This window comes from Defluviimonas sp. D31 (genome assembly GCF_033436765.1).
In the GTDB taxonomy this organism is placed as follows: Bacteria; Pseudomonadota; Alphaproteobacteria; order Rhodobacterales; family Rhodobacteraceae; genus Albidovulum.
Genome location: NZ_JAWQFN010000009.1, coordinates 116,229 through 137,142, shown reverse-complemented (window position 1 = coordinate 137,142; position 20,914 = coordinate 116,229). Strand labels below are relative to the sequence as shown.

31 protein-coding genes are annotated in these 20,914 nt (G+C 69.9%); 13 read left to right on the top strand and 18 right to left on the bottom strand.

From position 1 onward, the window contains the following. Positions 1–196 precede the first annotated feature (196 nt). Together R5H32_RS15995 and R5H32_RS15990 are read left to right on the top strand one after the other, a co-directional pair. On the top strand, positions 197–1,264 hold the full coding sequence (locus tag R5H32_RS15995; RefSeq protein ID WP_318339692.1) for a site-specific integrase: 1,068 nt from the start codon (positions 197–199) through the stop codon (positions 1,262–1,264). An 82-nt stretch (positions 1,265–1,346) separates the two neighbouring features. Next, positions 1,347–1,604 (top strand): hypothetical protein, encoded by a 258-nt coding sequence (locus R5H32_RS15990; protein WP_318339691.1) that lies wholly within the window; start codon positions 1,347–1,349, stop codon positions 1,602–1,604. A gap of 88 nt (positions 1,605–1,692) precedes the next feature. Here the strand turns inward: R5H32_RS15990 and R5H32_RS15985 are convergent, their stop codons facing one another. The 10 genes from R5H32_RS15985 to R5H32_RS15940 form a co-directional block, all read right to left on the bottom strand. Then, on the bottom strand, positions 1,693–2,385 hold the full coding sequence (locus R5H32_RS15985; protein ID WP_318339690.1) for a hypothetical protein: 693 nt from the start codon (positions 2,383–2,385) through the stop codon (positions 1,693–1,695). Further along, positions 2,385–2,822, bottom strand: a complete 438-nt coding sequence (locus tag R5H32_RS15980) for a hypothetical protein (protein WP_318339689.1) — start codon at positions 2,820–2,822, stop codon at positions 2,385–2,387. The genes R5H32_RS15985 and R5H32_RS15980 overlap by 1 nt, the downstream gene beginning before the upstream one ends. Beyond that, positions 2,822–3,331: a hypothetical protein gene (locus R5H32_RS15975; RefSeq protein WP_318339688.1), complete on the bottom strand. Its 510-nt coding sequence runs from the start codon at positions 3,329–3,331 to the stop codon at positions 2,822–2,824. The genes R5H32_RS15980 and R5H32_RS15975 overlap by 1 nt, the downstream gene beginning before the upstream one ends. A gap of 9 nt (positions 3,332–3,340) precedes the next feature. Beyond that, entirely contained in the window at positions 3,341–3,616 is a 276-nt protein-coding gene (locus R5H32_RS15970) for a hypothetical protein (protein ID WP_318339687.1), read from the bottom strand. After that, positions 3,613–3,921: a hypothetical protein gene (locus R5H32_RS15965; RefSeq protein ID WP_318339686.1), complete on the bottom strand. Its 309-nt coding sequence runs from the start codon at positions 3,919–3,921 to the stop codon at positions 3,613–3,615. The genes R5H32_RS15970 and R5H32_RS15965 overlap by 4 nt, the downstream gene beginning before the upstream one ends. 77 nt (positions 3,922–3,998) lie before the next feature. Continuing rightward, entirely contained in the window at positions 3,999–4,172 is a 174-nt protein-coding gene (locus R5H32_RS15960; RefSeq protein ID WP_318339685.1) for a hypothetical protein, read from the bottom strand. Next, entirely contained in the window at positions 4,169–4,624 is a 456-nt protein-coding gene (locus R5H32_RS15955; RefSeq protein WP_318339684.1) for a deoxycytidylate deaminase, read from the bottom strand. The genes R5H32_RS15960 and R5H32_RS15955 overlap by 4 nt, the downstream gene beginning before the upstream one ends. Further along, positions 4,621–4,983: a hypothetical protein gene (locus R5H32_RS15950; RefSeq protein WP_318339683.1), complete on the bottom strand. Its 363-nt coding sequence runs from the start codon at positions 4,981–4,983 to the stop codon at positions 4,621–4,623. Before R5H32_RS15950 ends, R5H32_RS15955 begins: the two co-directional genes overlap by 4 nt. Beyond that, positions 4,980–5,687, bottom strand: coding sequence for a hypothetical protein (locus tag R5H32_RS15945; protein ID WP_318339682.1), 708 nt, complete (start codon positions 5,685–5,687; stop codon positions 4,980–4,982). Before R5H32_RS15945 ends, R5H32_RS15950 begins: the two co-directional genes overlap by 4 nt. Further along, positions 5,684–5,983: a hypothetical protein gene (locus R5H32_RS15940; protein ID WP_318339681.1), complete on the bottom strand. Its 300-nt coding sequence runs from the start codon at positions 5,981–5,983 to the stop codon at positions 5,684–5,686. Before R5H32_RS15940 ends, R5H32_RS15945 begins: the two co-directional genes overlap by 4 nt. Positions 5,984–6,305: 322 nt before the next feature. Here R5H32_RS15940 and R5H32_RS15935 point away from each other — a divergent pair, with 322 nt between their 5' ends. Further along, the gene (locus R5H32_RS15935) at positions 6,306–6,776 is read left to right on the top strand and encodes a YbaK/EbsC family protein (protein ID WP_318339680.1); all 471 of its coding nucleotides are present in this window, start codon (positions 6,306–6,308) and stop codon (positions 6,774–6,776) included. 187 nt (positions 6,777–6,963) lie between these two features. Further along, positions 6,964–7,317, top strand: coding sequence for a phasin family protein (locus R5H32_RS15930; RefSeq protein WP_318339679.1), 354 nt, complete (start codon positions 6,964–6,966; stop codon positions 7,315–7,317). 23 nt (positions 7,318–7,340) lie between these two features. Here the strand turns inward: R5H32_RS15930 and ychF are convergent, their stop codons facing one another. The 3 genes from ychF to R5H32_RS15915 all read right to left on the bottom strand — a co-directional run bounded on the left by ychF (position 7,341) and on the right by R5H32_RS15915 (position 9,858). Then, a complete protein-coding gene (gene ychF, locus R5H32_RS15925) occupies positions 7,341–8,438 on the bottom strand; it encodes a redox-regulated ATPase YchF (RefSeq protein WP_318339678.1) in 1,098 nt (365 codons plus the stop codon). A gap of 69 nt (positions 8,439–8,507) precedes the next feature. Beyond that, a complete protein-coding gene (locus R5H32_RS15920) occupies positions 8,508–9,587 on the bottom strand; it encodes a hypothetical protein (RefSeq protein WP_318339677.1) in 1,080 nt (359 codons plus the stop codon). Between the two features lies 1 nt (position 9,588). Beyond that, positions 9,589–9,858 carry a MoaD/ThiS family protein gene (locus R5H32_RS15915; RefSeq protein WP_318339676.1) on the bottom strand — a complete coding sequence of 90 codons (270 nt, stop codon included), beginning with the start codon at positions 9,856–9,858 and terminating at the stop codon, positions 9,589–9,591. A 235-nt stretch (positions 9,859–10,093) separates the two neighbouring features. Here R5H32_RS15915 and R5H32_RS15910 point away from each other — a divergent pair, with 235 nt between their 5' ends. The 4 genes from R5H32_RS15910 to R5H32_RS15895 all read left to right on the top strand — a co-directional run bounded on the left by R5H32_RS15910 (position 10,094) and on the right by R5H32_RS15895 (position 12,711). Next, a complete protein-coding gene (locus R5H32_RS15910; protein WP_318339675.1) occupies positions 10,094–10,693 on the top strand; it encodes a DUF6778 family protein in 600 nt (199 codons plus the stop codon). Positions 10,694–10,932: 239 nt separating this feature from the next. Continuing rightward, positions 10,933–11,370, top strand: a complete 438-nt coding sequence (locus tag R5H32_RS15905) for a nuclear transport factor 2 family protein (protein WP_318339674.1) — start codon at positions 10,933–10,935, stop codon at positions 11,368–11,370. 80 nt (positions 11,371–11,450) lie between these two features. Further along, entirely contained in the window at positions 11,451–12,242 is a 792-nt protein-coding gene (trpA, locus tag R5H32_RS15900; protein WP_318339673.1) for a tryptophan synthase subunit alpha, read from the top strand. Then, a complete protein-coding gene (locus R5H32_RS15895; RefSeq protein ID WP_318339672.1) occupies positions 12,232–12,711 on the top strand; it encodes an MEKHLA domain-containing protein in 480 nt (159 codons plus the stop codon). The genes trpA and R5H32_RS15895 overlap by 11 nt, the downstream gene beginning before the upstream one ends. A gap of 14 nt (positions 12,712–12,725) precedes the next feature. Here R5H32_RS15895 and R5H32_RS15890 read toward each other — a convergent pair whose 3' ends face one another. Beyond that, positions 12,726–13,499 (bottom strand): ZIP family metal transporter, encoded by a 774-nt coding sequence (locus R5H32_RS15890; protein WP_318339671.1) that lies wholly within the window; start codon positions 13,497–13,499, stop codon positions 12,726–12,728. 117 nt (positions 13,500–13,616) lie between these two features. On the opposite strand from R5H32_RS15890, the gene R5H32_RS15885 reads away from it, so the two are divergent. From R5H32_RS15885 to R5H32_RS15865, 5 genes are all read left to right on the top strand, one after another. Further along, a complete protein-coding gene (locus R5H32_RS15885) occupies positions 13,617–14,780 on the top strand; it encodes an alpha-hydroxy acid oxidase (RefSeq protein ID WP_318339670.1) in 1,164 nt (387 codons plus the stop codon). Positions 14,781–14,888: 108 nt separating this feature from the next. Further along, positions 14,889–15,515 (top strand): 50S ribosomal protein L25/general stress protein Ctc, encoded by a 627-nt coding sequence (locus R5H32_RS15880; protein ID WP_318339669.1) that lies wholly within the window; start codon positions 14,889–14,891, stop codon positions 15,513–15,515. Positions 15,516–15,731: 216 nt separating this feature from the next. Further along, positions 15,732–16,424, top strand: coding sequence for an aminoacyl-tRNA hydrolase (gene pth, locus R5H32_RS15875; protein ID WP_318339668.1), 693 nt, complete (start codon positions 15,732–15,734; stop codon positions 16,422–16,424). Continuing rightward, a complete protein-coding gene (locus R5H32_RS15870) occupies positions 16,421–17,473 on the top strand; it encodes a DUF2332 domain-containing protein (protein WP_318339667.1) in 1,053 nt (350 codons plus the stop codon). The genes pth and R5H32_RS15870 overlap by 4 nt, the downstream gene beginning before the upstream one ends. After that, on the top strand, positions 17,467–17,841 hold the full coding sequence (locus R5H32_RS15865; protein WP_318339666.1) for a DUF2237 domain-containing protein: 375 nt from the start codon (positions 17,467–17,469) through the stop codon (positions 17,839–17,841). Before R5H32_RS15870 ends, R5H32_RS15865 begins: the two co-directional genes overlap by 7 nt. 61 nt (positions 17,842–17,902) lie before the next feature. Here R5H32_RS15865 and R5H32_RS15860 read toward each other — a convergent pair whose 3' ends face one another. The 4 genes from R5H32_RS15860 to R5H32_RS15845 all read right to left on the bottom strand — a co-directional run bounded on the left by R5H32_RS15860 (position 17,903) and on the right by R5H32_RS15845 (position 20,888). Continuing rightward, entirely contained in the window at positions 17,903–18,205 is a 303-nt protein-coding gene (locus R5H32_RS15860) for a hypothetical protein (RefSeq protein ID WP_318339665.1), read from the bottom strand. Between the two features lie 337 nt (positions 18,206–18,542). Beyond that, positions 18,543–19,775 carry a tryptophan synthase subunit beta gene (gene trpB / locus R5H32_RS15855; protein ID WP_318339664.1) on the bottom strand — a complete coding sequence of 411 codons (1,233 nt, stop codon included), beginning with the start codon at positions 19,773–19,775 and terminating at the stop codon, positions 18,543–18,545. A gap of 13 nt (positions 19,776–19,788) precedes the next feature. Beyond that, the gene (locus tag R5H32_RS15850; RefSeq protein ID WP_318339663.1) at positions 19,789–20,238 is read right to left on the bottom strand and encodes a GNAT family N-acetyltransferase; all 450 of its coding nucleotides are present in this window, start codon (positions 20,236–20,238) and stop codon (positions 19,789–19,791) included. Further along, positions 20,235–20,888, bottom strand: a complete 654-nt coding sequence (locus tag R5H32_RS15845; protein ID WP_318339662.1) for a phosphoribosylanthranilate isomerase — start codon at positions 20,886–20,888, stop codon at positions 20,235–20,237. The genes R5H32_RS15850 and R5H32_RS15845 overlap by 4 nt, the downstream gene beginning before the upstream one ends. Positions 20,889–20,914 lie beyond the last annotated feature (26 nt).

Genomic DNA, 20,914 nt, shown 5'->3' with positions numbered 1-20,914 from the left:
CCGCCCTCGCCGAGGAGCGGCTCACGACCGAGGAGGCGGTCGCCTGGCTCGCCGCGCGCGGGATCCGCACCTCGCGCGCCGGGCTCGACGCCGCCCGCGCCGAGGGCGCCCTGCCGGCGCTCCGGGTCCGCGGCCGGGTCCGGATCCTGTATCGCCCGGCCGATCTCGCGGCCGCCTTCGTCAAGGGAGAGGAACAATGGGGCTCACGATCTTCCGCCGCGGCGGAAAGGGAAACTGGATCCTGCGCGGCACCGTCGCGGGAGCGCGCATATACGAGAGCACTGGAACTGATCAACGCCGGCTCGCGGACGCCAAGAGGATCCGCCGCGAGACCGAGCTCCTCGAGCGCGCGACCCTCGGCCGCAAGGCGACCGTAACCTTTGCCGAGGCCGCGCTCGCCTATCTCGAAACGGGCGGCGAGGGCCGCTATTTGAGCCGGATCCTCGAGCATTTCGGCCCCGCGAAACTCCTCGCCGAGGTCGATGCCGAGGCGGTGAACGCCGCAGCGCGCGCGCTCTATCCCGAGGCCGCGCCGGCGACGATCACCCGGCAACTGATCACGCCGATCTCCGCGGTGGTGAACATGGCCGCCGAGGACGGGCTTTGTGCGCCGCGCCGGTTCCGCCGCCGCGGCACCGGGCTCGCCCGGCTCGACTGGATCACGCCGGAGGAGGCCGAGCGGCTGATCGCCGAGATCCGTGCCCATGTGCCGCATATCCTGCGGCCCGTGGCGATCCTGCTCGGCGGCGGCGCGCGGACCGGCGAGGCGCTCACGCTCGAGCGCGGCGATCTTTACGAGGCGACCGGCGAGGCGTTCCTCGCCAAGACCAAGAACGGCGAGGCGCGCATGATCCGCTTCCCCGGCCGGGCGCTGGCGATGATCCTCGAGGGCGGGTTGCCGGAGGCCGGCCGGATCTGCCGCACCCCGAAGGGGCGGGCCTATGTCGTGACCGGCGCGCACGGGGGCCAGATCAAGGGCGCGCTCGAGCGCGCGGTCGCCGCCGCCGGGCTCGACCCGCGCCGGGTGACGCCGCATGTCCTGCGCCATACCTGGGCGACCTGGTACTATGCCGCGACCCGCGATTTCGGCGCGCTCATGGATCTCGGCGGCTGGAAATCGGCGGTCATGGCGAACCGATACCGCAAGATCGCGCCCGAGGATCTCGGCGCCCGGCTCGTCGCGCATGGCTGGCACTTCGACCGCGCCGAGTTTCGCCAGCCCGCGCCGGCGGTGGTGGTGCCGTTCCGCCGCGCCGCGCGCTGATCGCCGCGCCCGGCCGCGCCGCCTTGCGCGCGCCCGGGCGCGGCTCTAGGGTGCGGCCCGACAGCCCTCCGGAGATCCTCGCATGACCCGCCCGCCGCTCGCCCTTCTTGCCCTCCTCGCCGCCGCCGGCTGCACCGTCGACCCCGGCGCGACCGGGCGCCTCGCGCTCGAGTATCAGGTCGGCGAGGAGCTCATGCTCGATTGCCGCGAGCGCGGCCGGCGCTGCGCCGACTATCTCGATTTCAAGCGCGAGTTTGAACGCTCGACGAGCTATCTCACGACATTCGAGGCGAGCCTCGCCGCGCACAAGGCCCGGGTCGCCGCCGGCGGCGCGGTCTAGGCCCGGCCCCTCAAGCGCCGGCCCTGAAACGCGAAAACCCCCGCCCCGGGAGCTCCGGGGCGGGGGTTTCTGTTGCGGGGCCGGCGGATCAGAGCGGCCGGAACGCCAGATTGCGGAGCGCGCCGTTGAAGCGCGACGAATAGCCCCCGGTCCCGGTCCGGGCGGAGCCGATCGTCGCCACGGTAAAGACCGTGTCGAGGAGCGCGAGGTCGATCGCGCGGTCGGCGATCACCTGGACCCCGTCGACCCAGACATTGAAGAGCGTCGGCGTGAGCGTATAGCGGATCTCGTATTCGGTGCCGATCACGAAGCCCGGGCCGCCGATCCCGGTGATCCCGAAATCATGTCCCGAGAAAATGTCCTGGTTCAGGGTGTTCCGATAGCGCAGCCGCAGCCGCCCGTTGGTCAGGACGAGGAGGTTCATGAACCCCGAGCCCGCGGCCGGGTAGGCGGTGTAAACCGTGGGGTTGCCGGTCCATGCGCCGAGCGCGAGCCGCAGGGTGGCCTCGTGGCCGCCTTGCAGGATCGGCACCAGCGCGTCGGCGCTGTAGCCGTTGAGACTGCCATCACCCACGATCCGCCCGGCGATCACCGGCCATTCATGCGGCAGCGAGGCGGCGGCGGCATTGTAGGCCGCCCCGCCGGTGCCGAGGTTGGTGAGCGCCGCCGCCTTGGCAAAGCCGCTGTAGCCCCCCGCCGCGCCGATATCATAGGCCGCGAGGTGATCGGGATAGAGCGCGCCGCTCCCGGCTCGGAGCAAGAGCCCGTGTTGACCGAACATCAGTAATGCACCGCGCGCGCCCATTCCGCGTCGATCGCCTCGGGCGTGAGGCCGAAGGCGGCGGGAATGGAGGTAAAGAGCTCGTGGCGGCGGTTGTATTCCTCGCCGTCCTCGATCGCGATCAGCGCGGCCTCGGCGGCGACCGGATCCGGCAGCGCGGCGGCGAAGGCCCGGACCGCCTCCCAGGTCGCGCCGAGGTTCAAGAGCCCGAGCCGCAATTGCCGGCGGGTGAGCGGGAGCGTCAGGGGATCGACCGGCGCCAGCGGCGGCGGCGTGTCCTCGTAGGCGGTGAAGCCGAGCGCCGCGATCTCGGCCGCGCCGGCCCGCTCGAGCCAGCCCGGCGGATAAGAGATCACGTCGCGGGCGGCCTCGGACCAGAGCCGGAAGGCGTCGCGCGGGCCGAGGTCGAGCCCGGAAGGGTGCGAGAAGCGGCGCATCACTTGTAATCCTTCGTGAGCGTGGCGAGGAGGGTCGCGCCGTCGAAGGAGACGGCGGTCAGGAGATCGACGGCATTCGGCGCGGCGGAGAGGGCCGGGGCGGCGCCGCCGGGGAATTTGAACACGCTCCCGAAGGAGAGCAGGCGGCCGCCGGTGGCGTCCTGGGCGATCCGCCAGACATAGGTTCCGCCGGCGACGAGGTTCTCGGGGTTGTAGAGCACCGCGCCGGAGCCGATCAGCGTGAGGGTGAAGAGGTTCCCGGCGGCGCAATCGGTCCAGACATAGGCGCCAAAATCCAGACCGACCGGGGTCACCGCCTGGCCCGCGGTGAAGCTCTGCGCCGCGCCGAGCGCGGCGATCCCGCCGGCGAGATCCTCGGGGAAGGCGGCGGAGGCGGCGAGATCGCCGAGCACCGCGCGCAAGATCGCGGCGGTGATCGCGCCGGTGGTGTTGTCGGCGAGCGCGGCGGCGGCGGCGCTCAGGAAGTCATCGCGGGTCGTCGCGGGCATGTCTCACTCCTATCCCATGCGGTCGAAATCGGCGCCGAAGGCGGCCGAGAAGGCGCCCGGCGCCGGCCACGGCGCGACCGCGACGCGGGTCCGGTCGGATCCGGCGCCGAGCGTGACGAGGCCGCGCGCCCGGTCGGCGAGCGCGGCGCGGGAGGGCGCGGCCGGATCGGCGAGCGCGCGCCGGCCCGCGGGGGCGTGATCGGCGAGCGCGGCGCGGAGGCGCGCGGCCGGATCGGCGAGCGCGATCCGGCCGCGCGGGCCGTGATCGGCGAGCGCGCGGCTCACGGGGTCACCTCCTCGACGACCGTGATCGCGAAGGTGATCGAGCGCCGCACGAGCCCCGCCGCGCTGTATTTCACGTCCGCCCGGAGCCGGGCGACGGGCCAAAGCGCGGTCTGCGCGGCGGTGGCGGTGAGCGTGTATTCGCCGGCGGCGGCATTGGTGACGGTGACGTCGAGATCCGCCGCGAAGTCCGAGAAGGCGACCCGGGCCGCGATCGTGGCGCCGGTGAGGTCGATCGGCGCGCCCGCCGCGTCGACCCGGGCAAGGTCGAGCGCGAGCGTATCGCCGCGCTTGTGGTCGATGTTCATGGGCCGAGCTCCTGAAACAGTTGGGAGGGGAGCGCCCAGGCGGTCAGCCGGAGCGCGCGAGGTGTTCCGGCGCGGTGTCAGATCCCCCGCGCGGCGGCGAGGAGGAGCGCCGCGCCGGCGAGGAGCGCCAGCGCGGCACCGAAGCCGCGGGCGGCGGCGCCGGGATCGCGGGGCCGGGCGTCGAGCCCGAGGAGAACGGCGAAGCCGGCGGCGAGAAGGAGCCCGATCCCGGGCAGGGCGAGCGCGCTCATGGGGCGGTCTCCGGGTGAGGGGCGAGGAGATCGAGGCCGATCCCGGCCTCGGCGAGCATCAGGCGGGCGGCGGCGAAGCTGTCCGCGAAGCGCGAAGCGAGCCCGGGATCGGGCGCGCGCGTGACGATCCGGGCGAGCCCGGCCTGGATCAGGATCCCGGCGCAGCCGGCGCAGGGGTGGTGCGTGACATAGGCCGTCGCGCCCGAGGGGTCGGCGACCGACTGCAACACCGCGTTGGCCTCGGCGTGCTGGATCATCAGGTATTTCACGGCGCGGGTCGCGAGCCGGTCGGGCGCGTCGGCGACGCCGCGCGGAAATCCGTTGTAGCCGGTGCCGATCACCCGGCGCCGGGCGTCGACGAGAACGCAGCCGACCTGGGTCGAGGGGTCTTTCGACCATGAAGCGACATGATCGGCGAGCCCGAGAAAGCGGGCATCCCATGCGGCGCTCATGACCTGGCCCTCCTTGCGGCGGCGAGGGCGGCGAGGCGGGCGAGCTCGGCGCGGTGCTCGGCGGCGAGAAAGCCCGCGATCCGGTCGCGGTCGGCGGCGAGCCAGCGGCGGCGGTCGAGGTGCCGCTCGAGGATCTCCGCCGCCGCGGTCTCGGCCGCCTCGACGAGCGGATCCGATCCGTCGCCGGCGAGCGGCCCGAGGCCGCGGAGCCGGGCGGTGCGGAGAAACTCGGCGATCCTGTGGCCGAGCGTCGCCTCGAGCGACGCGAGCCAGCGCCGGCGGCGCAGGATCCGGCCGAGGAGGATCGGCGCGGCCGCCGCGGCGCGGGCGGCGAGCGGGTCGGGACCGGGGCCGCTCACGACCGGCCCCCGATCCGTGCGGCGGCGCGGAGGGCGCGGGCGTGGTCGGTGAGGCGGATCCCGGAAAAGCCCTCCGCGACCCGGTCCTCGGCGCGGATCCGCGCCCCGTCCTCGAGCCGGCGCCGCTCGAGCGCGACCCGCAAGGCGGCGGCGCGCGTGACCCGGCCCGGCGTCCCGGGGGCCGCGTCGCGGAAGAGGTCGACGAGATCGGCCATCGCCACGAAATCGCGGCGGTCGCCGGTGATCTCGAGCGCCTGGTCGAGGAAGGCCCGGGCGGCGGCGGCGAGCCGGTCGTTCTGGCCCGCGGCGCGGGCCGCCGCGACCCCGGCGCGGATCCGGCCCGCGGCCTCGGCGGCGTCGCGCGCGGTGGCCTCGAGATCGCCGGCGAGGCGCTCGAGCGCGGCCGGGTCGGCGGGGTCGGGCGCGGCGGCCGGGGCGGTGGTGGCGGCCTCGGCCGCGGCGGCGCGGCGGCCGGCCTCGAGGCCGATCGCATGGCCGGCCTCCCATCCGCGGCGGAACGCCGGCGATGCCTCGAGCGGGACGACCATCGGGGCGGCGGCGGCCGGCGCCGCGGCGCGGGCGCGGTGCTCGGCGGCGAGGAGCGCGCGGACCGCGCGCTCGGGGCCGGCGGGCCGGGCGAGCATGGCCTCGAGCCGGGCGAAGAGCCGGGGCGCGAGGGCGGCGGGGCGGAGGGCGGCGCTCACTTGCGGCCGCCTTTCGGCGCGGCGCCGAGGCCCGAAAGCCCGGAGAGGCCGCGGCCCTTGGCATAGAGCCGCGCCATCTGGCGGCGGACCTGGCGGGATTTGTTCGGGAGCGCGGCGGCGCGGCGCTCGGCGGCCGCGATCTCGGCTTGCGTCGGGTTGCGGGTCGCGGCGCGGCGCGGCAGCGTGGCGAAGGCGCGGTCGAGCGCCGCCGCCTCGGCGAAGGATTGGAACAGGAACATCGGCAATTTCTCCTCTGGCGTGATGCCGAGAAGGGATAGGCCGGGGGCGCTGCGCATCCGCTGCGCGCCCCGCGCGGCGCGCAACGGGGCGGGCCGTGCAAAAGCCGTGCAGCGCGCCGGGCGGCGCGGTGCAAGGTGTTGATCTTCAAGGGGATTTCCGGAGGCGCGCGGCCCTTAGCAGGGGTGTGCCTTCGACCACTCGGCCACGTCTCCGCCGTCCCGTTTAATCGCAGGGACGACCCGGGGCAAGGGGGAAAGGATGGTCATGTGGCCCCGAGACTTGCCGCGTCGCGAGATGAGGCGCAGAATGGGTGTTCAGGAAGCCGGCGCGAGGTGCTCGCGTTCCGCGGCCCGCGCGCCATCTGGCACGGAGGTCACCATGACGATTGCGAAGCGCCTCAAGGCGCATCTCGACGGCAAGGGCATCCCCTACGAGACCGTCACCCATCCCCGCACGGCAACCGCGAGCGAGTCGGCCGAGGCCGCGCATATTCCCGGTGACAAGCTGGCGAAATCGGTGGCCATCCACCTCGAGGATGGCCACGTGCTCGCCGTCGTTCCGTCAAGCCATCGGGTCGATCTCAGCACGCTCCAGGGAATCCTTGACCGCCGGCTTGGGCTTGCGAGCGAAACAGAGGTGAAGGAGATCTTCGACGATTGCGATGTGGGGGCGGCGCCTCCGGTCGGGGCGGCTTATGGCGTGCCGGTCGTGATCGACGAGAGCCTCGCCGGCCTCGACAGGGTTTGGTTCGAGGGCGGCGATCATCGCACCCTGATCGCGGTGAGAGGCGCGGATTTCGACGCGCTCATGAAGGATGCCCGGCGCGCGGAGTTCGGATACCGGAGCTGAACAGTGTGCCCGAGGCAGCGCATCTCGGGCATTCATGCGAATGCGCCGTCACTCGTCGCGGATCGCCAGAAGAGCGGGCGCCGACGGGTGGCGCCTCGCCCCGCCGGGCGAGGCGAGTGCGGTCCGTGAGGGCGGGCCATGAACAAGGGGATAGGGTCACTTTCACGACGGCAGGAAAGGACCCAGGATGGCCGAGAAAAAGACCGCTCCTCAGACGTTGGAGGATCCCGGTGACGCCGCGCTCAAGGCGATGGCACGGATGCAGGCCGCCGACCCCGGTTCGGCGGCACGGATGTACATGGCGTGGTTCGAGGGAATGGGCGAGATCGGCCGCGAGGCCGCGCAGTTCGCCGCCGAACGCATCGCCGAGGACGTGAAGACCCAGCACGCGATCCTGCATTGCCGCAACCCGGCCGAGTTGATGCAGATCCAGCGCGAGTTCCTGCAGCGGGCGCTCGACCAGTATGTCGCCGAGGGCGGCAAGCTGGTGCAGATGGGCAACGAGATCCTCGAGGAGGCGGTCGCCAAGTCCAGGCAGTAAGCGCGGGGCCGTGCGATCGACGCTCAGGCGTTGAAGAGGAAGTGCAGGACGTCGCCGTCCTTGACCTCGTAGGTCTTGCCCTCGACGCGGAACTTGCCGGCCTCGCGGGCGCCGGCCTCGCCGTTGCCGGCGATGTAGTCGGCATAGGCGATGGTCTCGGCGCGGATGAAGCCGCGTTCGAAATCACCGTGGATGACGCCAGCCGCCTGCGGCGCGAGCGTCCCCTTCTCGATCGTCCAGGCGCGGGCCTCCTTGGGACCCACGGTGAAATAGGTCTGAAGGCCTAGGAGGTCATAGGCCGCACGGATCAGCCGGTCGAGCCCGGCTTCTTCCAGCCCCATCTCGTCGAGGAACATCGAGGCGTCCTCCTGGGCCATCTGGGCCAGTTCCTCCTCGATCTTGGCCGAGATCACCACATGGCCCGCACCCTGCTTTTCGGCCATCTCGGCTACGCGGGCGGACTGGCTGTTGCCGGTGGCGGCCGAGGCTTCCTCGACGTTGCAGACGAAGAGCACGGGCTTCGAGGTCAGGAGCTGGAGCATGTCCCAGGCCTTGCGGTCGTCATCGGCGACCGTGATGGTGCGGGCGGGTTTGCCGGCCTCGAGCGCGGCCAGCGCCTGTTTCATCAGCTTTTCCTGTGCCACCGCCTCCTTGTCGCCGCCCTTGATCTTGCGGGCGATGTTGGCGAGACGGCGCTCGATCGATTCCATGTCGGCGATCATCAGCTCGGTCTCGATCGTCTCGGCGTCGGCGATCGGGTCGATCCGGCCCTCGACATGGGTCACGTCGCCGTCCTCGAAGCAGCGGACCACATGGGCGATGGCATCGACCTCGCGGATGTTTGCGAGGAACTGGTTGCCGAGGCCTTCCCCCTTCGAGGCGCCGCGCACGAGGCCGGCGATGTCGACGAAGGTGATCCGGGTCGGGATGATCTGCTTGGAGTTGGCGATGGCGGCAAGCTTGTCGAGCCGCGCGTCGGGCACCGCGACCTCGCCGACATTGGGCTCGATCGTGCAGAAGGGGAAGTTGGCGGCCTGCGCCGCGGCGGTGCGGGTCAGCGCGTTGAAAAGCGTCGACTTGCCCACGTTCGGCAGACCGACGATGCCCATCCTGAAGCCCATTTGCGCGCCCTCCTTTAAGGTCGGGCGCATCTACGGGGGAAGGGTCGTCGCGGTCAAGCCCCGCAAGGGTCAGGCGAAGGCGAGCTGCGCGATCGGCGGCAGGTTGGCGGAGACGAGTGACCAGCTCTCGCCGCCATCGGCCGAGGTCCAGAGATTGCCGGTGGTGGAGCCAATGGCAAGCCTTTCGCCGCTGTCGTCGACGACGAGCGCGTGACGGTAAATGAGGTCATAGGCGTTTTCCTGCGGCAGTCCGGCCCAGAGCACGTCGAAGGTGGCGCCGCCATCGGTGGTGCGGGTCACCACGAGCCTGCCGTCGACCGGCACCCGGCATTCGTCCTTTACGCCGGGCGCGAACCAGGCGTGATCAGGCCGCGCGGGGTGGACCGCGACGGCGAAACCGAAGGCCGAGGGACGGGCATTGGCGCTGTGCTCGGCGAAGGTCCGGCCGCCATCCTTCGAAGAGAAGATGCCGCAATGGTGCTGGCACCAGATCCGGTCGGGATCGGCGGCGGAATGGGCGATGAGGTGGGGATCCTGGCTCGTGGGGTCCGTGGCCTGGTCGGGCGGCAGGAAATCGGCGCGCAGGCCGTGGCCGCCCTGCTGCCATGTCGCGCCGCCGTCCTCGCTCAGCCAGACCCCGCCGCAGGAGACACCAAGAACGATCCGGTCGCTTTTGCGCGGATCGACGAGGATCGAGTGTATGCCGGGATGGTCATAGCCGCCGCCGAACCATTTCGCGCGCTGCGGCACGTCCCAGAGGCTTTCGACCAGCCGCCAGCTCTCGCCGCGGTCGGCGCTGTGGAAGAGCCCGCCGGGCAGCGTGCCGGCCCAGAGTCCGCCGGGCCGGTCGGCGCCTGCCGGGGTAAGCGCCCAGATCATCTCGAGCGCCGGGGCGTCGGGCGCGTCCGAGGCGGGGTAGGCGGGGCAGGGCAGTTCCGTCCAGTTCTGGCCGCTATCGTCGGAGCGATGCAGCTTGCAGCCGAAATGGCCGTGGTTCAGCGCGACATAGATCGCGCCGTCACGCTTGTCTTCGAGCAGCTGGCTCACCGGCGCAGCGAGGAAGGCGGGCGATCCGTCCTGGCGCCAGCCCTTGCCATCGGTCACGAACCGGAAAAGCCCCTTGCGCGTTCCCACCCAGAGCCGGTCCATCTCACCCTCCTGAAAGTGCCTGCAGAACGTAGATTTCTGCCCCCGGCACCACTGGGTCGGACAGCCGCAACCGGTCGGCGATCATCTCGCCGTCGACGAAGACGTTGACATGTTTGCGAAGCCGACCCTGCTCGTCGAGGACGTAGTAGCGCAGGAGTGGATCCCCCGCCCAGGCCTCCTCGAGAGCCTCGCGCACCGAGGTGCCGCCGGCGGTGATTTCGGGCACCGGGCGGTGGCGGACAAGATTGGCGGTGAAGCGGATCACCGGCATGGCGCCTCCCGCCGATGATCCTCGCATGAACCGCGGCTCCGCTCAATGCCGCTCCGGCGCCGCATTCCGGCCCGATAGTGTGGCGTCCGGGTCAACATTCTGCCCGGCATTTCACTATAAACGCTGCTGGACACGGCGGACCCGTTGAAGGCGACCTAAAACTGCGCCACGGTGGCCTCGTTCGGGCCGGCACCGGTCCCGGCGGGCGATGGATGTACTTGTGAGTGAGGATCCGATGAACTGGTTGAAGCCCCTGACTGCCTGCCTCGTGCTGGCCGGTTGCGCGACGCAGTGGTCGACCGACTATGCGGCGCCGCTGGACGCGGACGTGACGCGCTCCTGGCGCGTGACCGGTGTCGATGTCTTGGTTCCCGACGAACTGACCGTCAGCGACGAGAACCGCCTCGCGCCGGGCGCTGATATCGTCTGGCACGGCGACGCACCGGGCGATCGACGCGAACAGGTCTCGGCGATCCTCGCCGACGGTATCGCGAAGGGCGCGGAGGGTCTGGGTGGCGACCGGCCGGTCAAGCTCGAAGTGGTGCTGAACTCGTTCCACGGCGTCACGCCGATCACGATGGTTAAGGCGCCCTCCGCGGTCTACAACATCCGGTACACGATCCAGGCGGTGGATGCGGACACCGGCGCGGCGGTCACCGAACCGGCCACGACCGATGCCGACCTGGAGGCGAATGTCGGCGCGGCGCTGATCAATTCCTCGCTGAACGGCGTCGATGAGAAGACACGCATCCGGGAGCACCTCGCCGCTGTCACCGCCGGCTGGCTCGGCACCGGCCCCGATCCGCGCGGGACTTTCGGCAGCGTCGGCCGCTAGAAGCAGCGCGGCCGGCAGCGACCCCCGGCCGCCCGGCGCGGCGACAAGAGGCGCGCCGATTGCCGGCCTTTTCTACGGCCGCTCGGCGCACGCATTTCCAAAGCCCGCGGGGCTTTCTCCCGCTCCGTCGCTTCCGAGAAGTAGCGGCACGGAATCGGGCGCATTAGGATATACTCAGCGCGCGGATACCGTGCGGTCCGAGGGGCCGCAGGATAGTCCGGAGCGTGGGGGATACACCGATGAGAGCCGATGCGAAGACGGAAGCCGACATCAGGAACGTGATCGCGGCGATTTCCGAACACTATGAGAAGCGGAACCTGAAGGAGCTCATGGCCTGCTTCGGGGCCGACCCGGACGTGATGGTCTTCGGTACAGGGGCGGACGAGAGGCCGGTCGGACCCGCCGCCATCGAGGCCCAGGTCAAGCGCGACTGGGCACAGACTGACGCCATTGCGATCAGGCTCTTCAATCCCGCGGTCTCCGCCGCCGGCGATGTCGCATGGGTCTCGTCCGACGGCGCCTTCGAGATCACGGCCGGGGGCCAGGACATGCGGGTGCCGGCGCGGGTGACCTATGTGCTCGAGCGCAAGAATGGCGCATGGCAGGCGGTGCAGGCCCATTACTCGACGCCTGCCGCAGGCCAGGAAGAGGGCAGCTCGATCCCGCCGGCCGGATGAGACGCGTCCGGCTGCAAGCTGGCCATTGATTTTCCCGGCGCGTTTCTGCACATCGGGGCGATACCGAGAAAGGGACGCCCATGACACGCATCGACGCCAGGTTCGCCGCCCTGAAAGCCTCCGGAAAGAAGGCTTTCGTGGCCTATATCATGGGGGGCGATCCGGATCTCGAGACCTCGCTCGCGCTGATGAAGGGGCTGCCCGGCGCCGGCGTCGATGTGATCGAGCTCGGCATGCCCTTCACCGATCCGATGGCCGACGGGCCGACGATCCAGCTTGCCGGCCAGCGCGCGCTGGAGGGCGGGCAGACGCTGCAGAAGACGCTCGACATGGTGGCGGAGTTCCGCAAGGGCGACAACGAGACGCCAATCGTCATGATGGGCTACTACAACCCGATCTATTCGCGCGGCGTGGAGAAGTTCCTCGTCGATGCCAAGGCGGCCGGGGTCGATGGTCTGATCGTCGTCGACCTGCCGCCCGAGGAGGACGAGGAACTTTGCATCCCGGCGCAGAAGGCGGGGATGAACTTCATCCGGCTCGCGACGCCGACGACCGATGACCGGCGGCTGCCGAAGGTGCTGCAGAACACGTCCGGATTCGTTTACTACGTCTCGATCACCGGGATCACCGGCGCAGCAGCGGCCGAGGCGGCCGATGTCGCGCCCGAAGTGGCGCGGATCAAGGCCGCGACCGACCTGCCGGTGATCGTCGGCTTCGGTATCCGCTCGCCCGAGACGGCGCAGGCGATCGCCTCGGTCGCGGACGGCGCCGTCGTCGGTTCGGCCATCGTCAAGATGGTGGGCGAGGGCAAGCCGGTGCCGGAGATCCTCGCCTTCGTCGAAGGGCTTGCCGCGGGCGCGCATGCCGCCTGAGGCGGCGGAGCCGTTCCGGCGCCCCGAGGTCGCCGCCTACAGCGCGCTTCTCGCCGACAGTTTCCACCGCCTGACCGGGCGCGAGATTGCGCCTGGCCTCGACGGCCCGGCGCTGTCAGAGGCGCTTTTCCGGCTGCCCGATCCCATCGTCGCACACGGGACAGAGGCCGACCCGGTCTTCCGCTACGCCAATGCCGCCGCGCTCGCGCTCTGGGAGATGGACTGGGAGAGCTTCACGCACCTGCCCTCGCGCCGCTCCGCCGAGGCCGACCCGGCGATCCAGGGCGACCGGTCCCGGCTGCTCGCGGCGGCGCTCGAAAAGGGCTGGATCGACGATTACGAGGGGATCCGCATATCCGTGACCGGGCGGCGATTCCGGATCGCGCGGACGGTGCTGTGGAACGTCGTCGACCGCGACGGGGTGCGGCACGGGCAGGCGGCGCTGATCGGCCACTGGCAAATGCTCTGACCCGCGCCCGGCTTTCAGCCGAGCGTGACGTCGAGGAACATCATCAGGACAAGGCCAACGGTCAGCCCGGCGGTGGCCGAGGCATGGTGGCCGTGGCTGTGTGTTTCTGGGATGATCTCGTGACTGATGACATAGATCATCGCGCCTGCGGCGAAGGCGAGGCCCCAGGGCAGGAGCGGCGTCGCCACCGTCACCGCCGCGACGCCGATCAGCCCGCCCACCGGCTCGATGAGACCGGTGGCGAAGGCGACGAGGAAGGCCGTGCACCGGCGATAGCCGAGCCCAGCGAGGGCCACCGCCACCGCGAGACCTTCGGGCGCGTTCTGCAGGCCGATCCCGACCGCGAGCGGCACGCCGTTGGCGATGTCGCCGCCGCCGAAGCCGATGCCTACGGCCATGCCCTCGGGAAAGTTGTGGATGGTGATCGCCAGCACGAAGAGCCAGATCCGCTCCATCGCGCCGGGGTCCGCGCCCTCGGGGCCGGCGATGAAATGCTCGTGCGGCAGCACCGAGTTCAGCCCGGCGGTGGCCGCGACGCCAAGCACGACCCCGCCTGCCGCGATCGCGGCGGCGAGGGCGGCGCTGCCGTGGCGGGCTTCGGCCGCCTCGATGGCGGGGATGAGGAGCGAGAAGAACGAGGCGGCGAGCATCACCCCCGCGGCGAAGCCCAGAAGACGGTCGGTCCAGAGACGGTCGATCGTGCGACCGACCAGCACCGGCGCCGCGCCGACGCCGGTCATCAGCCCCGCGGCGAGGCTGGCCAAGAAGCCCCAGAGTATGGTCTCCATGCGCTGCCCTCCCGCAAACAGTGCACAGGGCACCGCGCGAAAGCGCAAGCCGGAAACGGATTGCCAGTTCATCGGTAAATTGGTAAAGAAACATAACCAATCCATCCGGAGGCCGCCATGCCCGTGATCACCTGCATCGATGATCTGAAACGTCTCTATCGGCGCCGGGTGCCGCGCATGTTCTACGATTACGCCGAATCGGGAAGCTGGACCGAGCAGACCTTCCGCGAGAATTCCTCGGATTTCGCCCAGATCCGGCTCCGGCAGCGGATCGCGGTCGACATGACCGGGCGCTCGACCGCGACCGAGATGGCCGGACACCCCGTGACCATGCCGGTCGCGCTGGCGCCGGTCGGGCTGACGGGGATGCAGAATGCCGATGGCGAGATCAAGGCGGCGCGGGCGGCGGAGAAGTTCGGCGTGCCGTTCACGCTCTCGACCATGTCGATCTGCTCGATCGAGGATGTGGCCGCCCATGTCGAAAAGCCGTTCTGGTTCCAGATCTACACGCTCAACGACGACGACTTCAACGCCCGGATCATCGACCGGGCCAAGGCGGCGGGCTGTTCGGCGCTGGTGATCACCGTCGATTTGCAGATCCTCGGGCAGCGCCACAGGGACCTGAAGAACGGCCTTTCCGCCCCGCCGAAGCTGACGATCCCGACGATGCTGAACCTTGCGACCAAATGGGGCTGGGGGCTGGAGATGCTGGGCACGAAGCGGCGCTTCTTCGGCAATATCGTCGGCCATGTCGAAGGCGTGAGCGACCCAGCCTCGCTCTCGGCCTGGACGGCCGAGAAGTTCGACCACGCCCTCAACTGGGACAAGATCCGCAAGCTCATGGACATGTGGGGCGGCAAGGTGATCCTGAAGGGCGTGATGGAGCCCGAGGACGCCGAGCAAGCGGCGGCGATCGGCGCCGACGCGATCGTCGTGTCGAACCACGGGGGCCGCCAGCTCGACGGCGCGCTGTCGTCGATCCGGATGCTGCCGGAGATCGTCGCGGCTGTCGGCGGCAAGACCGAGATCTGGATGGATGGCGGCATCCGCTCGGGCCAGGACGCGCTGAAGGCGGTGGCGCTGGGCGCCAAGGGGGTGATGATCGGGCGCGCCTACGTCTACGGGCTCGGGGCGATGGGCGAGGCCGGGGTGACGAGGGCGCTTGAGGTGATCCACAAGGAGCTCGACACCTCGATGGCGCTCTGCGGCGAGACCGCGGTGACGCGGCTCGGTCGCCACAACCTGATGATCCCGAAGGGGTTCCTCGACGGTTTCGCGTGAGCGGCGGGGGACAAGAATCCGCTTTCCTTCGCGGACGATCCCGTCTATACGCCCCGCTTCATGGGCATGCACCCTTGGAGGATGCCCTTTTAACCTATGGAGAGACCAATGGCTGGTGAGATCCCCGATCTTATCGCCGAGGTACGGACGGGGACAGGCAAGGGGGCCGCTCGTCAAGCTCGTCGTGAGGGCAACGTACCCGGCATCGTTTATGGCGGCGGCAAGGATCCGATCGCGATCAACGTGAACTACAACATGCTTCTCAAGAAGCTGAAGCAGGGCCGGTTCCTGCAGACGCTCTTCAACCTCAAGGTCGAGGGCGAAGACGACGTCCGCGTGATCTGCCGCAACGTCCAGCGCGACGTGGTGAAGGACCTGCCGACCCATCTCGACCTGATGCGGCTGAAGCGCACCTCGCGGATCAGCCTCTACATCCACGTCGATTTCGTGAACCAGGACAAGGCGCCTGGCTTCCGCAAGGGCGGCACGCTGGTCGTGGTGCGTCCGGAAGTCGAGCTGGAAGTGACCGCGGGTGACATCCCCGATCACATCACCGTCGACCTCTCGGGCCGCGATATCGGCGATGTCATCCACATCAACGACATCGAGCTGCCGAAGGGCGCGAAGCCGACGATCCAGCGCAACTTCGTCATCGCCAACATCGCGGCGCCTTCGGGCCTGCGGTCGACCGATGCCGAGGAAGGCGAGGAAGTCGAAGAGGGCGACGAGGAGTAATCCTCAGCCCATCGCGATACGGTCAGCGCGGGGCCCTCGGGTCCCGCGTTTTCGTTTGTACCCTTGTGCGGCGTGCCCTTTGGCGGCCTGCCTCCGGCGGGGATATTAAGGCAAGATGAAGCGGCAACCGGTGTGCTCTCCCGAGCATCCCGCGGTGGCGCGGTTGCGCCAGTCGGGGCGCGGCTCTAGGCTGGCCGCGCAATCAGTGGGGGCGACATGCGGCTCTTCGTCGGGCTCGGGAATCCGGGTCAGAAATATGCGGGCAACCGCCACAACATCGGCTTCATGGCGGTCGACCGGATCGCCGAAGATCACGGTTTCGGCCCGTGGCGGTCGAAGTTCCAGGGGCAGGTGAGCGAGGGCCGGCTCGGGACCGAGCGGGTGGCGCTCCTGAAGCCCGAGACCTTCATGAACCTGTCCGGCCAGTCGGTCGGAGAGGCGATGCGGTTCTACAAGCTCGACCCCTCCGACGTCACCGTGTTCCATGACGAGCTCGACCTCGCGCCCGGCAAGGTCCGGGTCAAGAGCGGCGGCGGCCATGCCGGGCACAATGGGCTCCGGTCGCTCCACCAGCATATCGGCGAGGGCTATGAGCGGGTGCGGCTCGGCATCGGCCATCCCGGCCACAAGGACCGGGTCTCGCCCTATGTGCTCTCGGATTTCGCCAAGGCAGAAGCGGGCTGGCTCGACGATCTGATGCGCGGGATCTCGGACGGGGCGCAGGCGCTCGCCGCCGGCGACGCGACGCGGTTCATGAATGCGGTGTCGCTCAGGACCGCGCCGCCACGATCCTCGGGGGGAGCGGACAGCGTGCCGAAGCCGGAAGCGCCAGCGAAGGCGGCGTCGGAGCCCGCGCCGGAAGAGGATACCCGCAGCCCACTCCAGCGTCTCATGGACCGGTTCAGGTGAGCTGGCGCGCGGCGTTCCGGGACCAGGCGCGGAATTGCGCCGCGCTCGGGTCGCCGTTCACCGCCCGGCTTCTTGGTCTCATCGCCGCGCGTGGCCTGCCAGAGGGCCGCGTCGCCGCGCGGATCGCGAATTGGCAGGGAGATCCGACGTCGCGCGGAGCGTCGGTGCCCCTGCGCCTCGCCGGTGCACTGCACGGGCTGGTGCTGGAGCGGCGGGTGCCGGATCTTGCCGCACTGTATCCGCCCGCGCAGGTGGCGGATGATGCGCTTTGGACCGCGGTCGGCTCGGCGGTCATCGCCGAGGAGGCGTGGATCGACCGCCGGCTCGACCATGCGCCGCAGACCAACGAGGTCGGCCGCTCGGCCTTTCTCATCGCCGCGGCGCGTTGGCTTGCGGCCCGGACCGGGCTGCCGCTGGAACTGAGCGAGCTTGGTGCCAGCGCCGGGCTGAACCTGCTTTTGGACCGCTACGCGCTCAGCGTCGGCGACCGGTGGTTCGGACCGCAAGACGCGCCGTTGCGGCTGAGCCCGGACTGGCGCGGTTCGACGCCGGAGGACGTGGCACTGCATGTCGTCGGCCGCGCCGGCGCCGATCTCGCGCCGCCCGACCCCGTGGCGGAGCGGACACGTCTGCTCTCGTTCATCTGGCCAGACCAGCCGGAGCGGCTTGCGCGGATGCGCGCGGCGCTCGACGAGGCGGCGCGGCTGCGGCCGCGGGTCGAGCGGTCGGACGCGATCGACTTCCTCGAGAGACGGCTTGCTGCGACGGTCGAGGGACGGCTGCATATGGTGTTCCATACCGTGGCATGGCAGTATTTCCCCGAGACCGCCCGCGCCCGCGGCACCGTGCTTCTGGCGGCGGCCGGCCGCAGAAGCAGCGCCGCCGCGCCGATCGCGCTTGTCGCGATGGAGGCGGATGGCGGCGGCCCCGGCGCCGGACTGACGATAACCCTGTGGCCCGGCGGTATGCGCCACGATGTCGGCCGCGCCGACTTTCACGGCCGCTGGATCGACTGGCGGCCACCCGAACCGGAGAGCCTGCCATGGTAGAGCCGATGCCCTCCCTGAACGTCCTTGGCGGGCCGCTGGAGCCCTGCTCGACCGCGCCCCTGACCGGGTTCTTCCGTGACGGGCGCTGCAATACGTGTATTGAGGATCGCGGCAGCCACACGGTCTGCGTGGTGATGACCGCGGAGTTCCTCGCGTTCTCGAAGTACGTCGGCAATGACCTCACGACACCGCGCCCGGAACTGCGCTTCGCGGGGCTGAAGCCGGGCGATTCCTGGTGCCTTTGCGCGGCGCGCTTCGCCCAGGCGCATGATGAGGGCTGCGCGCCGAGGGTGCGGCTTGCCGCCACCCATGCACGCGCGCTGGAGGTCGTGCCGCTTTCGGTGCTCAGCTCCTACGCGCTGGCCTAGGAGGGGGCGAGACGGCGGCAGGCGGGCGCGGACCGATCAGATCCGCGCCGCCGTCGCTTGTTCAATCGTCGGAATCGTCGCCGCCGTCGGAATCGTCCCCGTCGTCCGAATCGTCGCCGTCATCGTCGGAATCGTCCCCGTCGTCGGAGTCGTCGTCCTCGCCGTCATCGCTGTCGTCGGACTCGTCCGAGCCACTCTCGACGCCGCCCTTGTGGCGGTCGGACTGCGCCAGGACAAAGCCGCTCGATTCGTCCTCGCCCGTCTTTGCGGCGCCGCTGCCGTCCGGGCTGGAATCGTCCGCCTCGAGGATGGCGTCATCGTCATCGACGAGACCCTGTTCCATCGCGCCCTCGGCGTGGCTCATGGCGGCGCTGAGTGTCAGTGCGACTGCAAGAGTGAACAAATGCTTCAAGATTGGTCCTCCTGATCGATAGGTTGTCCGTGCCTCGTTTGACCCTCCTTTCGGTACAGTACCGTCCGGAAGGCGCCGCTGTTGCGGTCAACGCATACAATGACTTTTTGTCGAGAATGTGCCACGCCGTTTCCAGCAGTCGGCGGCCCGCCGCCGGTTGCCGTGCCGGGCGTGACGTAGACCGGAAAAACGGCGTGATTTCAACGCCAGGAAAGCTGGCAGAATAACGCCGGCCACGGCGGGACCGGGCCGGCGAGAGACGTTCGCGCGCGGGAATTGCCCGCCCGCGTCAGGTCTTGATGTCGAAACCGAGGTGCTTGGCCACCGCGAAGATGTCCTTGTCGCCGCGGCCGCACATGTTCATCACGATGATGTGGTCCTTCGGCAGCGTCGGCGCGATCTTCATCACATGGGCGAGCGCGTGGGAGGGCTCCAGCGCCGGGATGATCCCTTCGAGCGCGCAGGACAGCTGGAACGCTTCCAGCGCTTCCTTGTCGGTGATCGAGACGTATTTCGCGCGTCCGGTCTCGTGCAGCCAGGCGTGTTCGGGGCCGATGCCGGGATAGTCGAGGCCTGCCGAGATCGAGAAGCCTTCGAGGATCTGGCCGTCCTCGTCCTGCAAGAGGTAGGTCCGGTTGCCGTGCAGAACGCCGGGCCGCCCGCCGGTCAGCGAGGCGCAGTGCTCCATCCGCTCGTCGACGCCCTTGCCGCCGGCCTCGACGCCGATGATGTTCACCGACGGATCGTCGAGGAACGGGTAGAAGAGCCCCATCGCGTTCGAGCCTCCGCCGATCGCGGCGATGACGGTGTCGGGCAGGCGCCCCTCGCCCTCCTGCTCGGCGAGCTGCCAGCGCACCTCCTTGCCGATGATCGACTGGAAGTCGCGGACCATCGCCGGGTAGGGGTGGGGGCCGGCGACCGTGCCGATGCAGTAGAACGTGTCGCGGACATTGGTCACCCAGTCGCGCAAAGCGTCGTTCATCGCGTCCTTGAGCGTGCCGCGCCCGGAGGTCACCGGCACGACCTCGGCGCCGAGAAGCCGCATCCGGAAGACGTTCGGCGCCTGACGCTCCACGTCGTGGGCGCCCATGTAGACGATGCACTTCAGGCCGAACTTGGCGCAGACCGTCGCGGTCGCCACGCCGTGCTGGCCGGCGCCGGTCTCGGCGATGATCCGGGTCTTGCCCATGCGGCGGGCGAGGATGATCTGGCCAAGCACGTTGTTGATCTTGTGCGCGCCGGTATGGTTCAGCTCGTCGCGCTTCATGTAGACCTTCGCGCCGCCGAGATGCGTCGTCAGGCGCTCGGCGAAATAGAGGGGCGAAGGCCGGCCGACATAGTATTTCCAGAGATGTTCCATCTCGGCCCAGAAGGTCGCGTCGGTCTTCGCCTTCTCGTACTCGGCCTGAAGATCGAGGATCAGCGGCATCAGCGTTTCCGACACGAACCGTCCGCCGAAATCGCCGAAGCGGCCCCGCTCGTCGGGTCCGTTCATGAAGCTGTTGAACAGGTCGTCGGCCATCGTCGCGTCTCCTTCAGGGGCTCAACTCGCGTTTATAGCCAATGTGGGATGGGGTAAAGCCGAGCCGGTCGTAGAATTCCTGCGCACGGTTGCGGCCCTTCTGGGTGGTGAGCTGCATCAGCCGGCAACCGGCGGCGCGGGCACGGGCCTCGGCATCCGCCATCATCGCCCGGCCGATCCCCTGGCCGCGCAGGTCGGCGGCGACGCGGACGCTTTCGACCTGGGCGCGGCGGGTGGCGCGGTGCGAGAGACCGGTGATGAAGGTCATCTGGTAGGTCGCGACGATGCGGCCGTCCTGCTCGCCGACGATCAGGTGGTTCGTGCCCTCGGTCCGCATCGCGTCGAAGGCGGCGAGATAGGCATCGAGCGGCGCGGTCTCGCGTCCTGCGCCGAAGTCGTCGTCGGCGAGAAGCGCGATCACCGCCGCGACATCCTCGCGCCGGCCCTCGCGGAAGCGGGTCATGCGGTGACGGCGCCGCGGGCGGCGGCGATGAAGGCGCGGATCAACTCGGCATCCTTGACGCCCGGCGCACTTTCCACGCCCGACGACACGTCGACCTGCCGCGCGCCGGTGAGCCGGATCGCCTCGGCGACATTCAGGGGCGTGAGCCCGCCCGCGAGCATCCAGGGGCAGGGCCAGTATTTCTTGGCGACGAGCCGCCAGTCGAAGGCGAGCCCGTTGCCGCCCGGAAGCGCCGCACCCTTCGGCGGCTTGGCGTCGACCAGAAGCTGGTCGGCGACCCGGCCATAGGTGTCGAGCGCGGCAAGATCCTCGGCGTCCGCGACGCCCACCGCCTTCATCACCGGCAGGCCGTAGCGCGCGCGAACCTCGGCCACGCGGGCGGGGCTTTCGGCGCCGTGAAGCTGGAGCATGTCGAGGGGCACCGCGCCGGTGATCGCGTCAAGCTCGGCATCGGTGGCGTTCACCGTCAGCGCGACCTTGGCGACACCGGGTGGCACGTCGAGAGCAAGCCGCGCGGCCTCGGCAATGGCAAGATGGCGCGGCGATTTCGCGAAGAACACGAAGCCGAGATAGGTCGCCCCCGCCGCAACGGCGGCCTCGACATGGGCTTTCTCGCGAAGCCCGCAGATTTTCACGCGGATCTTGTCCATGCGGTCGTTTCCGGCTCCGGTCGGGC

Coding starts and splice junctions, on each gene's coding strand:
- R5H32_RS15995 (WP_318339692.1), top strand. CDS start 197: ATGGGGCTCACGATCTTCCGCCGCGGCGGAAAGGGAAACTGGATCCTG.
- R5H32_RS15990 (WP_318339691.1), top strand. CDS start 1,347: ATGACCCGCCCGCCGCTCGCCCTTCTTGCCCTCCTCGCCGCCGCCGGC.
- R5H32_RS15985 (WP_318339690.1), bottom strand. CDS start 2,385: ATGTTCGGTCAACACGGGCTCTTGCTCCGAGCCGGGAGCGGCGCGCTC.
- R5H32_RS15980 (WP_318339689.1), bottom strand. CDS start 2,822: ATGCGCCGCTTCTCGCACCCTTCCGGGCTCGACCTCGGCCCGCGCGAC.
- R5H32_RS15975 (WP_318339688.1), bottom strand. CDS start 3,331: ATGCCCGCGACGACCCGCGATGACTTCCTGAGCGCCGCCGCCGCCGCG.
- R5H32_RS15965 (WP_318339686.1), bottom strand. CDS start 3,921: ATGAACATCGACCACAAGCGCGGCGATACGCTCGCGCTCGACCTTGCC.
- R5H32_RS15960 (WP_318339685.1), bottom strand. CDS start 4,172: ATGAGCGCGCTCGCCCTGCCCGGGATCGGGCTCCTTCTCGCCGCCGGC.
- R5H32_RS15955 (WP_318339684.1), bottom strand. CDS start 4,624: ATGAGCGCCGCATGGGATGCCCGCTTTCTCGGGCTCGCCGATCATGTC.
- R5H32_RS15940 (WP_318339681.1), bottom strand. CDS start 5,983: ATGCGCAGCGCCCCCGGCCTATCCCTTCTCGGCATCACGCCAGAGGAG.
- R5H32_RS15935 (WP_318339680.1), top strand. CDS start 6,306: ATGACGATTGCGAAGCGCCTCAAGGCGCATCTCGACGGCAAGGGCATC.
- R5H32_RS15930 (WP_318339679.1), top strand. CDS start 6,964: ATGGCCGAGAAAAAGACCGCTCCTCAGACGTTGGAGGATCCCGGTGAC.
- ychF (WP_318339678.1), bottom strand. CDS start 8,438: ATGGGCTTCAGGATGGGCATCGTCGGTCTGCCGAACGTGGGCAAGTCG.
- R5H32_RS15920 (WP_318339677.1), bottom strand. CDS start 9,587: ATGGACCGGCTCTGGGTGGGAACGCGCAAGGGGCTTTTCCGGTTCGTG.
- R5H32_RS15915 (WP_318339676.1), bottom strand. CDS start 9,858: ATGCCGGTGATCCGCTTCACCGCCAATCTTGTCCGCCACCGCCCGGTG.
- R5H32_RS15910 (WP_318339675.1), top strand. CDS start 10,094: ATGAACTGGTTGAAGCCCCTGACTGCCTGCCTCGTGCTGGCCGGTTGC.
- R5H32_RS15905 (WP_318339674.1), top strand. CDS start 10,933: ATGAGAGCCGATGCGAAGACGGAAGCCGACATCAGGAACGTGATCGCG.
- trpA (WP_318339673.1), top strand. CDS start 11,451: ATGACACGCATCGACGCCAGGTTCGCCGCCCTGAAAGCCTCCGGAAAG.
- R5H32_RS15895 (WP_318339672.1), top strand. CDS start 12,232: ATGCCGCCTGAGGCGGCGGAGCCGTTCCGGCGCCCCGAGGTCGCCGCC.
- R5H32_RS15890 (WP_318339671.1), bottom strand. CDS start 13,499: ATGGAGACCATACTCTGGGGCTTCTTGGCCAGCCTCGCCGCGGGGCTG.
- R5H32_RS15885 (WP_318339670.1), top strand. CDS start 13,617: ATGCCCGTGATCACCTGCATCGATGATCTGAAACGTCTCTATCGGCGC.
- R5H32_RS15880 (WP_318339669.1), top strand. CDS start 14,889: ATGGCTGGTGAGATCCCCGATCTTATCGCCGAGGTACGGACGGGGACA.
- pth (WP_318339668.1), top strand. CDS start 15,732: ATGCGGCTCTTCGTCGGGCTCGGGAATCCGGGTCAGAAATATGCGGGC.
- R5H32_RS15865 (WP_318339666.1), top strand. CDS start 17,467: ATGGTAGAGCCGATGCCCTCCCTGAACGTCCTTGGCGGGCCGCTGGAG.
- R5H32_RS15860 (WP_318339665.1), bottom strand. CDS start 18,205: ATGAGCCACGCCGAGGGCGCGATGGAACAGGGTCTCGTCGATGACGAT.
- trpB (WP_318339664.1), bottom strand. CDS start 19,775: ATGGCCGACGACCTGTTCAACAGCTTCATGAACGGACCCGACGAGCGG.
- R5H32_RS15850 (WP_318339663.1), bottom strand. CDS start 20,238: ATGACCCGCTTCCGCGAGGGCCGGCGCGAGGATGTCGCGGCGGTGATC.
- R5H32_RS15845 (WP_318339662.1), bottom strand. CDS start 20,888: ATGGACAAGATCCGCGTGAAAATCTGCGGGCTTCGCGAGAAAGCCCAT.